This window comes from Pseudomonas sp. GL_091 (assembly GCF_057837725.1).
On the sequence record NZ_CM174451.1, the window covers coordinates 4392230 to 4404412 of the forward strand.

Sequence of the window (12183 nt, forward strand, 5' to 3'; positions counted from 1 at the left end):
CCGTATTCCGGAGACGTGGAATATGAAAACCCCTACACACTTCACCGCGCCAACACTGCTCGGTTGCGCCGTGTTAACTGTCAGCACGCTGGCATTGGCGGAGGGCAACCCGGATCGCGAGGTTTACTTTGGTCAGACGCACTCGCACAGCTCCTGGTCGATTGATGCCTACCTGATCGGCAATCACCAGGTCGATCCCGAGCAGACGTACCAATACTCACTTGGGATGCCGATCAAGCATCCAATGGGGTTTGAAGTGCAACTCAAGGGTCGCCCGCTGGATTTCCATGGCGTGACCGACCACTCGGAATACGTGGGCGTGATCGCCCTGGCCAACGATCCGAAGTCAGACTTCAGCAAGCTGCCCATCGCGCAAAAGCTGATTGTCAAAACCCCGGAAGATTTCAACCGGGTGTTCAAATGGATCGCCGGCAGCTTGAGCCACCCGATCAAGGAGCTGATTGATCCGAAGGTTGCCGGCAGTATCTGGCAGCAGAACATCGCCATCGCCGACAAGTACTACAAGCCCGGCAAGTTCACCACGTTTGTCGCCTATGAATGGACCTCAGCCCCCAACAATCAAAACATGCACCGCAATGTGTTTTTCCGCGACTCGAAGAAGGTGCCGGACATGCCCTTCACGGCCCTCGATTCGGACAAACCGGAGGATTTGTGGGGCTGGATGGACGACCAACGCAAAAAAGGCAACGAGGTGCTGGCGATCTCCCACAACGCCAACCTCAGCAACGGCCTGATGTTTCCGGTGGACGTCGATGACCGTGGCCGCCCCATCGATGCCGCCTGGGCCGAGTCGCGGATGCGCAATGAATCCCTTACCGAAATTCACCAGGTAAAGGGCACCTCGGAAACCCACCCCGAACTGTCGCCGACAGACGAATTTGCCAATTATGAAGTCATGAGTTTCCTGCTCGGCATCGACAACAGCACGTCGAAAATCAATGGCAGTTACGTAAGGCAAGCCTGGCAAAACGGCATGGCTTTGCAGCAAGCTCGTGGATACAACCCTTACAAAATGGGCGTGGTCGGCGCCAGTGACTCGCACAATGGGGTGATTCCTTATTCCCAGAGCTACAACTTCGGCTCCCACGGCTTTACCGACAGCACCCCGGCGGCGCGTCTTTCCGGCAAACAGAATTCGGGGTTGATTGCCTTGCAAACCAGCACCTCCGGTCTGGCCGGTGTCTGGTCTGAAGAGAACACCCGTGAATCGATCTTCGATGCCATGAAGCGCAAAGAAGTCTATGGCACCAGCGGCGTGCGCATCCCCGTGCGCATGTTTGGTGGCTGGGGCTTCGACAGCGGTTTGTGGAATGAAAAAAACTGGGTGCATGCTGCCTACGCCAAGGGCGTTCCCATGGGCGGCGACTTGCCGGCAAAACAGGGCAAACAGACGCCGTCCTTCGTGGTGTGGGCGGTCAAGGATGTCGACGATGGCAACCTCGACCGAATCCAGATCATCAAGGGCTGGACCAAAAACGGCCAGACCTTCGAGAAGGTCTACGACGTCGCCTGGTCCGGTGATCGCCAACTGGACCAGGCCACCGGCAAAATCCCACCGGTGGGCTCGACGGTCGATGTTTCCAAGGCGACCTACACCAATACCATTGGTGCCACCGAGCTGAAAAAAGTCTGGGTCGATCCGGATTTCGATCCGGCCCTGCACGCGTTCTACTACGCCCGCGTGCTACAGATTCCAACCCCGCGCTGGAGCACCTATGACGCGGCCAAGTTGCAAGTGCCACCACCGGCCGATGTCTCGGCCACCGTCCAGGAACGTGCGTGGACTTCGCCGATCTGGTACACGCCGACAGTTGAGGACAGCAAACTTGTCGCTGCCGGCAAAACCATCGACCAGCTGAAAACCGAAGGCGCCAAAGCGCTCACTAACGAGCAGTTGCAAGCCTACGTGGTGGGCAAAACGATCAAGGTGCGCAATACCGTCACCGGCCAGACGTTCGAGATCGTCTATGGCACCGAAGGCCAACGCCTGGTCACCAGCGTCGATGGCAAGCCGCCTACGCAAGGGGAATACCTGAACATGCTGCATGACGGCCAGTTTGGCGTGCCGGCCAAATATGAAATCAAGGACGGACATCTAGTGACAACACTCGGCGGCACACCCTTCGAGGCCACAGTATTCGAGCAAAACGGCAAATACATGGCCGCTCGCAGCAACGAATTCGGCTATGTGAATTATGAGGTTGAGGAGGTCAAGTAGCGCCGAAGCCAGCGCCGATGTTCTGCATACATCGGTACTGGCAGATTGACGCGAACCGATATTGCCGTAGCTCAGAAAGAAAGCTGTTCGCGAATCGGCCCCAATGTACTTATCCAGGCATTGATACTTGAAGGGGCAGTGTTACCGAAAGCAGTCATCGATGGAGGTTCGCGTTGGGTCGATTTCCGTCAGTCGCGACAGGCAACAATCGGCTGAAGCAGTCTTTCCTGACCGCTACACTGGGCGCTTCAAATTTCTAGCCTCCCGCTCAGCCGCTTTGAGCTGACACTCCTGCAGCACTGCTATTGGCATCAGCCGAATGGCAAGCAGAATGCCAAGTGGAAAAATAATCACGTCGTCCACGTATCCAAAAGTCGGCGCCCTTAATCTCACACTTTGTTACCGCATACCCCAGCCGGGTGTAAAAACCTGCTTTGGTAACAACCTCGCAGGCTGCCTCCCCCCTGCGCTCACCTGCCTGCGAAGCCCGTCCCAGAGCGCTGTACGCGCTTTCTCAAACGCCCAATCCGCGAATTGGCCGGGTGATTGCATATGCTTGTCTGTACAAGTATTTGCGTGTGCATAAGACATTTCGCCACGCAGTACACGCGCTCTTGCGGCACAAGCGCTTTCGATGGTCCTTGGGAATAAAACAATGAAAAAAGCATTTCTCACCCTTTCTGCATTGGCTTTGTGCATGGCTGCCGGTTCTGCGCTGGCCAAGGAGTACAAGGAGTTGCGTTTTGGCGTCGACCCCTCTTATGCGCCGTTCGAATCCAAGGCCGCCGATGGCAGCCTGGTGGGCTTCGATATCGACTTGGGCAACGCGATCTGCGCTGAGCTGAAGGTCAAGTGTAAATGGGTCGAAAGTGACTTCGACGGCATGATTCCCGGCCTCAAGGCCAACAAGTTCGACGGCGTGATCTCTTCCATGACCGCCACGCCAGCGCGTGAGAAAGTTATCGATTTCTCAAGCGAGCTGTTCTCTGGCCCGACCGCGCTGGTATTCAAGAAAGGCGCGGCCATCGGCACCGATCCGGTCTCCCTCAAGGGCAAGAAAGTCGGCTACGAGCAAGGCACCATCCAGGAAGCCTACGCCAAGGCCGTGCTGGACAAGGCTGGGGTAGAGACGCAGGCCTACGCCAACCAGGACCAGGTGTACGCTGACCTGATCTCCGGACGCCTCGATGCCTCGATCCAGGACATGCTGCAAGCCGAACTGGGCTTCCTGAAGTCGCCACCAGGCGCCGACTTCCAAGTCAGCGAGCCGGTCGAAAGCCCCCTGCTGCCAGCCAAAACCGCCGTGGGTCTGACCAAAGGCAACGCCGAGCTCCAGGCCTTGCTGAACAAAGGTATCCAGGCACTGCACGACAATGGCACCTATGCGGCCGTCCAACAGAAGCACTTTGGCGATCTGAATCTCTACAGCGGCAAATAATGACCCTGCGCCCATTTGCGGATGGGCACTTTTTTGATTGACGTAGGGCTACTCAATGCTAGAAAACCTATTGCAGATTCTTGGGCTGTCAGGCTTTAGCCTTAAGGGTTTCGGCCCGCTGTTGCTGCAAGGCTCCTGGATGACTGTCAAATTATCCTTTCTGTGCTTGCTGGTGAGCGTTGGCCTGGGCCTGATCGGCGCCAGCGCCAAGCTTTCGAAGTCGGCACTGCTGCGCGTCCCTGCGCAGGCCTACACCACGCTGATCCGCGGGGTGCCGGACTTGGTGCTGATGCTGTTGATCTTCTACAGCCTGCAAACCTGGCTGACCAGCCTGACCGAAGCACTGGGCTGGGACTATATCGAAATCAACCCCTTTAGCGCCGGGGTCATTACCCTGGGCTTCATCTACGGGGCTTATTTCACCGAAACCTTCCGTGGCGCCATCCTTGCCGTACCGCGAGGGCAGATGGAAGCGGCTACCGCCTACGGCCTGACCCGCGCTCAGCGCTTTCGCTTAGTGGTGTTTCCGCAAATGATGCGCTTTGCCCTACCGGGCATCGGTAATAACTGGATGGTGATTCTCAAGGCCACCGCGCTGGTGTCGATCATTGGCTTGGCCGATCTGGTCAAGGTGGCCCAGGACGCGGGCAAGAGCTCCTATCAGCTGTTCTTCTTCCTGATTCTGGCCGCCTTGATCTATCTGGTGATAACCACCGTTTCGAACTACGTCTTGCGCCGGATGGAAATCTTCTACGCCGCAGGCACCCGGGAGGCCGTGCGATGATCGAGCTACTGCAGGAATACTGGAAACCTTTCCTGTTCCAGGACGGCAATCACATCACCGGGCTGGCCATGACCCTCTGGCTGCTCAGTGCCTCGATCTTCTTCGGCTTCGTGATGTCGATCCCGCTGTCGATTGCGCGGGTCTCGACCAATGTCTGGGTGCGCTGGCCGGTGCAGTTCTACACCTATCTGTTTCGGGGTACGCCTCTCTATATTCAGCTGCTGATTTGTTACACCGGCATTTACAGCCTGGCTGCGGTGCGTGCTCAGCCAGTACTGGATGCGTTCTTTCGCGATGCGATGAACTGCACCATCCTGGCCTTCGCCCTGAACACCTGCGCCTACACCACGGAGATCTTCGCCGGGGCCATTCGCAGCATGAACCACGGTGAAGTCGAAGCAGCCAAAGCCTACGGCCTGACCGGCTGGAAGCTGTACACCTACGTGATCATGCCGTCCGCCCTGCGTCGCTCGCTGCCTTACTACAGCAACGAAGTGATTCTGATGCTGCACTCGACCACCGTGGCCTTCACCGCGACCATCCCGGACATCCTGAAAGTCGCGCGGGACGCCAACTCGGCGACCTTCCTGACCTTCCAGTCCTTCGGCATCGCCGCGTTGATCTACCTGGCAGTCACTTTTGCGCTGGTCGGCCTGTTCCGCCTGGCTGAACGCCGTTGGTTGTCTTTCCTCGGCCCGGCTCACTAATTCAGGATGCTTGTTCATGTACAAACTGACCGTTGAAAACCTGCACAAAAGTTATGGCAACCATGAAGTCCTCAAGGGCGTTTCGCTAAACGCCAAGACCGGCGATGTGATCAGCCTGATTGGCGCCAGTGGTTCGGGCAAGAGCACCTTTCTGCGTTGCATCAACTTCCTGGAAACGCCCAACGACGGCGCCATGAGCCTGGACAACCAGCCGATTCAAATGGTCCATGACCACCACGGCATGCGCGTGGCCGACGCCAATGAACTGCAACGCATCCGTACTCGCCTGGCGATGGTGTTCCAGCACTTCAACCTGTGGAGCCACATGACCGTGCTCGACAACATCACCATGGCCCCACGCCGGGTGCTGGGCGTCAGCAAGAAGGACGCAGAGGATCGCGCCCGGCGCTACCTGGACAAGGTCGGTTTGCCGGCACGGGTTGCAGATCAATACCCGGCGTTTCTCTCGGGTGGTCAGCAGCAACGGGTCGCCATTGCCCGCGCCCTGAGCATGGAACCGGAGATCATGCTGTTCGACGAGCCGACTTCGGCCCTGGACCCGGAGCTGGTGGGAGAAGTGCTCAAGGTGATCCAGGGGCTGGCCGAAGAAGGCCGCACCATGATCATGGTGACCCACGAAATGAGCTTTGCGCGCAAAGTGTCGAACCAGGTGCTGTTCCTGCACCAGGGGCGGGTCGAAGAGCAGGGTGCGCCCGAGGACGTATTGGGCAACCCCAAAAGCGAGCGCCTGCAGCAGTTCCTCAGCGGCAACCTGAAGTAACCGGAGCGCCTTCGAGCGACCGCAGGGTCGCTCGAAGGCGCTGGCTCAACCCTCAAAACACCCGCGTTCAACCTGAGCAATCAGTGTTGCCGGCCTGGTTCCGAAGGGCAGCTTTCCAATCGCCAAAATCAAGAGTAATGTACTTATTACTACATAATAAGTAGCTAACTCTACATGAAAAATTGGTTAACTCTGATTCTTGGTTTACCAACCGCCAATGCCACCGAACGCATGCGAGCCTGGCGTGCTTTGAAAGCTGCTGGTGCGGCAGTTCTGCGTGATGGTGCCTACCTGTTGCCTGATACCGATGTCTGTCGTGAAGCGCTCGTAGCTGTCGAGCGCGACATCCTGGCCATCAATGGCACCGCATTTATCCTGCCTGTCATAGATCCTAACGGAGAGCGTTTTGTCGAGTTGTTCGACCGTAGCGATGACTACAGCAAGCTACACACAGAGATCGAAGAGTGCCGTGGGCAGCTCAATCCTGAAAACGCTTTGGCCTTCACCAAACAGGTTCGCAAACTGCGTAAAACCTACGACCAGCTGACCAACATCGATTACTTCCCAGGTAAGCCGAAGCAGCAGATTGACGTAGCCTTGCAAGAGCTTGAGATCGCCGTCAGCAGAGCCCTGTCTTCAGACGAGCCACACAGCCGCAACCAACCCATAACGGCACTCAACCGTAGCGATTATCAGGGGCGTGTTTGGGCAACTCGTAAGCGTCCTTGGGTTGACCGCCTGGCCTGTGCCTGGTTAATCCGCCGCTTCATTGACCCTAACGCTCAAATCCTCTGGCTGGACACGCCACAGGACTGTCCGGCCGATGCCTTGGGCTTCGACTTCGATGACGCGGCTTTCAGTCATGTCGGCAACCGCGTGAGCTTCGAAACTTTGCAAGCCAGTTTTGAGCTTCAAGAGTCCGGCCTGAACCGCATTGCAGCTTTGGTGCATTACCTCGATGTCGGAGGCCTTCAACCGGTGGAGGCTGCCGGCATTGAGCGCGTGCTCGCAGGGCTACGTGAAACCATTAGCCACGACGACCATTTGCTGGCTGCTGCGAGCGCCATCTTCGACGGCCTGCTCGCCGGGTTTGTGAAAGAGGAACAACCTAATGAATAAGGCTTTGGCATCAATGGTTGAAGAGGATCTGTCGAGGCCGGAAGCGGTCAGTTTGCGTGAGGCGTTTTGGTTTTGGCTGAAGCTCGGCTTTATTAGCTTCGGTGGGCCAGCGGGGCAAATTTCGATCATGCACCAGGAGCTGGTAGAGCGGCGGCGCTGGATATCCGAGCGCCGATTCCTGCATGCCCTCAACTACTGCATGTTGCTGCCTGGACCGGAGGCCCAGCAGTTGGCAACCTACATCGGTTGGCTGATGCATAGAACCTGGGGTGGAGTGATTGCGGGGGCACTGTTTGTGCTGCCCTCATTGTTCATCCTGATCGCTCTGTCGTGGATGTATATCGCGTTCGGCGAAGTACCTGTGGTGGCCGGGCTCTTCTATGGGATCAAGCCCGCCGTGACGGCCATTGTGGTGCAGGCGGCCCATAGGATCGGCTCTCGGGCTTTGAAAAATAATTGGTTGTGGGCGATAGCGGCGGCGTCATTCACCGCAATCTTCGCGTTCAATGTTCCGTTCCCGTTGATTGTGCTGGGTGCTGCATTGATCGGTTATGTCGGCGGACGTCTGGCGCCCGAGAAGTTCAGAGCCGGTGGCCATAGCGCTACGAAAAAGTCCTTCGGCCCGGCCTTGATTGATGATGACACCCCGTCCCCGGAACATGCCCGGTTCAGTTGGTTAAAACTGGCAATGCTGGCACTGATAGGCGTCGGGCTATGGGCATTACCGATGGGAGTTTTGACCGTTGTTTTTGGTTGGGAAGGCACCTTGACCCAAATGGGCTGGTTCTTTACCAAGTCGGCATTGCTGACCTTTGGTGGAGCCTACGCTGTGCTCCCGTATGTCTACCAAGGCGCGGTCGGTCACTATGGTTGGCTAACCCCAACTCAGATGATCGACGGCTTGGCTCTAGGGGAAACCACACCTGGGCCGCTAATCATGGTGGTGGCCTTCGTGGGTTTTGTCGGAGCCTATGTCTCGCAAGTTTTCGGGGCCGATCAGGTGTTTCTGGCTGGCGCTGTCGCGGCCGCCTTGGTGACCTGGTTTACGTTCCTGCCTTCGTTCCTGTTCATCCTCGCGGGTGGCCCGCTGGTGGAGTCGACCCACAACGAACTCAAATTCACTGCGCCACTCACCGCCATTACCGCCGCAGTGGTTGGAGTGATCCTCAATCTGGCTTGCTTCTTCGGCTATCACGTACTTTGGCCAAAGGACTTGGGCGGCAACCTCGACTGGCCTTCAGCGTTGATCGCGATTGCCGCCGCGATTGCCCTGTTTCGCTTCAAGCGGGGCGTCATCCAGGTGTTGATGGGCTGTGCGCTCGTCGGCTTGGCAGTGCATCTGCTGCGCTAGAGAACACCCGTTGATCAGCAATCTCTGGCGGGCATTGGGCTCGCCCGATCACCCAGCCTACTGAGCTAGGCAGGAGGTGTCTTATGAGGTGGGTTACCCGTGAACGACCCAAGATTGACCGTATTGCCTGTCCTTGGCTAATCAGCCGTTTCATAGATCCACAGCCCGAGTTTCTGTACGTGCCCAGCGCTGATGTGCTGCGGGTTGCAGCGGAGAAAGACGCTGCACCCTACGATATTCCCGGCGTAGAGCTGACTCATGAGGGCGAATTGTGCAGTTTCGATGCGTTCCTGAAAAAGTACCAACTCAGTGAACCAGCCTTGCAGTATCTGGCCAAAATCGTGCGTGGCGCCGACACCTCACACTTGGAGATGACCCCACAATCGGCTGGGCTGTACGCGATGTCACTAGGGTTATCACGGTGCTTTGCCGACGACCATGAAATGCTGGCACACGGTCTGATCATGTATGACGCGCTCTACGCCTGGTGCAAGGAATGCCAAGGTGAATCACATAACTGGCCTCCGCAGATGTGAGGAGACAGGCTCACCGAAGCCCAGCCTGGCGCTGGGCTTTCTACATGAGTGACAGTGATCGTCATTCGGCTGATTGTTGCGCCGGTAAATGTCTGCAATGGGTCGATTGTCGCCCTTCGCGACAGGCAGAAATCGGCCAATTGCTGCCTGTCGCCACCGACAGCAATGGGTCGAACACGGCGCGAAGCGAGCGACTACACTCGACCAAATGGAGTCCTTCAGCGTCCAACGGCTCAACGATCGATGTCACCGGCACCCCGTTCAAGGGTGACGGCCGAACTTAGTGCTCACAAATCGAAGGGATGATTATCCCGACTATGAAAGCTCAAACACTTGACCTGACGAAGTACGGCGACTGCCTGCCCGGCGAGGATCGGTCGTTCGGCGGCAACGTTTTTTATGTGGACACGCTTCCTGCGAGTGCTTGGTTCAAGAACCTCCGGACCTCGATGTCGCCAGCGCATTGGAAGGCGATCAGTCAGTACGTGAGGGACCGGGTGGACGGGAAATGCGAGATTTGTTCGTCGGAGCGACGGCCTGAAGCGCATGAACGTTGGTCGTTCGATGCGAGTACCAAGACGCAGAAGCTCGCCCGCATCATGTGCCTATGCAAGTTATGTCACCTCGGGACGCACTGGGGACTCGCCGGGGACATTGGATTTGCCGAGGAGGTCGGAGCACACATTCGCGAAGTCACCGGATGGACCAAAGAAGAGTTTTCTTCACACTTGCGTGAGCGGAAAACGCGAAGACCCGAAGACCCGAAGAGCTGGCCTGGAATCTTGATTTGTCCATGGTGGAATCCATCGGCATCAAGTTAGTCGAGCCGAGCGCCGCGGTTGCCGGTAAACGGAACGACCTTGCCGCCGCTGTCGATAGGGATTCCAAAAGGACCTGCATTACGTTCAGCGGCCGGACAGAGGATTTGTCGAGCCAACTTCGTAAAGGGTATGTCGCGCTGGTCCCTAATACCGACGACGACTTGTTGGGGGCAATACCCCTGACCGATTCGTTGATGACGCAATACATTGCGAAACCGCCCCAGGACATCGCGGACGACAAAACTGTCCGGATACCCTTGGCCCTCTTCATTGAGGCGCACAACAACCCGGTCGTCGTTCAAGATTCGCAGGACCTCATCCGCCATCTTGCGGATCGTGGCGTACCCAAGCGATTGGTTCCTGCCCCAGACTTTGACTGGATCGAGCCTGACCTTGCGATGGTTGCAGCCTGCTTGAGGGACGCTATCCTCTTCTCGGACGACCATTGAACCTAAAAACGGCAGTTGATGAGCCCAAAGCAAACCAAAGCAAATGCTTGTCGCGCCGTGGGATCTGCCGATTCGCCGACTCACCCATTTGGAACTGCTCCGCAGTTGTCAAAAAAGGCCGAAAACCCGCGCCAGTACTTGTCTTTCTTTGTTTGGGGCATCGCTCAACTGTCGTTTCTAGATTGAAAGGCCGATCCGCCCCATAACTGCCTGTGGTGACGGACAGCCATCGGCCAATAGCGGTCAGTCGTGACTTTGTCTTCGCCGCGTTTCTAAGACGCAACATTGTCGCTGGCGATTACGTAAACCAGCGGCAAGCCATTCGACTGCCACCCATGCACCTCTTAGACTCAGAGCCCGACAAAGTGGGTCAATATCTCCAGAAAACGGGAGTGACGAGCACCAACACAGTCAGGATTTCCAGTCTCCCTAGAAGCATGCCAACGGTCAGTAGCCATTTGGCGGCATCCGGTAATGAGGAGAAATTACCGGCCGGCCCAATGATCGTGCCAAGCCCCGGCCCGACGTTACACACCGCCGTAGCGGCACCGCTCAACGCTGTTGTCCAATCAAGCCCAATGAGGGCCAGGCCCAGGGCGATGGCAGCAATAGTGATGGTGAAGAAAAACGAGAAGGTCAAAAGCGAGCGCACGATCTCCTCATCAATGGGATGACCGTTGTACTTCTTCTGAATCACGGCTCGAGGATGGATCAACTGCTTCAAACTACTGACCAGTAGAGCGGCAGCAACCTGAAAACGGAAAATTTTGAGACCGCCTGCAGTGGAGCCGGAACATCCACCCACGAAGGTCAAATAGAAAAACAGCAAGACAGCGAAGCTGCCCCACAAAGTGTAATCGCCAACCGCAATTCCGGTGGTCGTGACGACCGAGGTCACATTGACTGCCACGATACGAAACGCATCCCACCATCCGTAATCGCTGTGAAAGCACAGCCAGGTACCCACAGCCAGCGAAGTGACGAGCAAGAATCCAATGAATCCGCGTACCTGGTGATCCTTGATCAGCGCACGCCGATTGCCCCGCAATGTCGCGACGTACAAGGTGAACGGCAGGCTGCCCAGAATCATGATGGCCACCGCCACCCAGTGAATCGCTGGTTGCGCCCAATGCCCAAGTGAGGCGTCCGACGTTGAGAACCCCCCGGTAGAGATCAACGACATTGCATGATTGACCGCTTCAAATGGCGTCATTCCAGCGAGCCAGAGCGCCAGAGCTCCGATGCCGGTAAGCCCCAGATAGAGAAAAAGAATGTACTTGGCTGCCACATGGGAACGCGGCGTGACTTTCTCCGACCAGTCTGAGGACTCTGTCTGGAACAGACGCATGCCGCCTACTCGCAACAGTGGAAGGATCGCCACAGCCATGCCGATAAAACCGATGCCTCCCAGCCAATGCAGCATGGAGCGCCAGATCAACAAACCGGGAGATGAGGTATCCAAACCGGTGAGTACGGTCGAGCCAGTGGTTGTGATGCCAGACATCGTTTCAAAGAATGCGTCGGTGTAGCTGATATGGCTGATGAACACCATTGGTAATGCTGCGAAGGTGCACACAACCACCCAACTGCCAGTCGTCAGCAAGTACATATCCCTAGGGCGAAGCTGGGCAGCATCCGGGCGCCCTCGCACAATCAACAACAAGCCACAGATGAAGGTAATCAAACTCGACCAGAGAAAGGCCGACAGATCGTCGCTACGCTCATAGGCCACCAGTGTGATCATGGGAATAGCCATGCTTATGGCCAGCGTGATCAGAAAAATGCCTAGGATGAAGCCGATAAGTCGAATTGCTGCGAGGGACATAACAGAGCCTTCCAGATTAGCACCGGGCAGTATTAGATACTCAACCTCAAGGCCCCGTAAATTTTACGTAAAAATTTCTACTGGCAATTCCCCAGACTGCGTACGTCAGAGGGTTTTCAATGAGTCAATCGTG

10 protein-coding genes are annotated in these 12183 nt (G+C 56.7%); 9 read left to right on the forward strand and 1 reads right to left on the reverse strand.

Going from position 1 to position 12183, the window contains the following annotated elements:
• Positions 1 to 22 precede the first annotated feature (22 nt).
• The 9 genes from AC3ITY_RS19960 (at position 23) to AC3ITY_RS20000 (ending at position 10225) form a co-directional block, all read left to right on the forward strand.
• On the forward strand, positions 23 to 2239 hold the full coding sequence (locus AC3ITY_RS19960; protein WP_489304514.1) for a DUF3604 domain-containing protein: 2217 nt from the start codon (positions 23 to 25) through the stop codon (positions 2237 to 2239).
• A 655-nt stretch (positions 2240 to 2894) separates the two neighbouring features.
• Positions 2895 to 3677: a transporter substrate-binding domain-containing protein gene (locus AC3ITY_RS19965; RefSeq protein ID WP_489304515.1), complete on the forward strand. Its 783-nt coding sequence runs from the start codon at positions 2895 to 2897 to the stop codon at positions 3675 to 3677.
• A 55-nt stretch (positions 3678 to 3732) separates the two neighbouring features.
• Positions 3733 to 4461, forward strand: a complete 729-nt coding sequence (locus AC3ITY_RS19970) for an ABC transporter permease (protein WP_223443181.1) — start codon at positions 3733 to 3735, stop codon at positions 4459 to 4461.
• Complete coding sequence (locus AC3ITY_RS19975; protein ID WP_489304516.1) at positions 4458 to 5168, forward strand: ABC transporter permease; 711 nt, start codon at positions 4458 to 4460, stop codon at positions 5166 to 5168. Before AC3ITY_RS19970 ends, AC3ITY_RS19975 begins: the two co-directional genes overlap by 4 nt.
• 16 nt (positions 5169 to 5184) lie before the next feature.
• Positions 5185 to 5949 carry an ABC transporter ATP-binding protein gene (locus AC3ITY_RS19980; RefSeq protein ID WP_046048975.1) on the forward strand — a complete coding sequence of 255 codons (765 nt, stop codon included), beginning with the start codon at positions 5185 to 5187 and terminating at the stop codon, positions 5947 to 5949.
• A gap of 174 nt (positions 5950 to 6123) precedes the next feature.
• A complete protein-coding gene (locus tag AC3ITY_RS19985) occupies positions 6124 to 7068 on the forward strand; it encodes a chromate resistance protein ChrB domain-containing protein (RefSeq protein ID WP_489304517.1) in 945 nt (314 codons plus the stop codon).
• On the forward strand, positions 7061 to 8419 hold the full coding sequence (chrA, locus tag AC3ITY_RS19990; RefSeq protein ID WP_489304518.1) for a chromate efflux transporter: 1359 nt from the start codon (positions 7061 to 7063) through the stop codon (positions 8417 to 8419). The genes AC3ITY_RS19985 and chrA overlap by 8 nt, the downstream gene beginning before the upstream one ends.
• An 83-nt stretch (positions 8420 to 8502) precedes the next feature.
• A complete protein-coding gene (locus tag AC3ITY_RS19995; RefSeq protein WP_223459406.1) occupies positions 8503 to 8955 on the forward strand; it encodes a chromate resistance protein ChrB domain-containing protein in 453 nt (150 codons plus the stop codon).
• A gap of 793 nt (positions 8956 to 9748) precedes the next feature.
• Complete coding sequence (locus tag AC3ITY_RS20000) at positions 9749 to 10225, forward strand: hypothetical protein (protein WP_489304519.1); 477 nt, start codon at positions 9749 to 9751, stop codon at positions 10223 to 10225.
• A 370-nt stretch (positions 10226 to 10595) separates the two neighbouring features.
• On the opposite strand, the gene AC3ITY_RS20005 is transcribed toward AC3ITY_RS20000, so the two are convergent.
• Complete coding sequence (locus AC3ITY_RS20005) at positions 10596 to 12050, reverse strand: TrkH family potassium uptake protein (protein ID WP_489304520.1); 1455 nt, start codon at positions 12048 to 12050, stop codon at positions 10596 to 10598.
• Positions 12051 to 12183 lie beyond the last annotated feature (133 nt).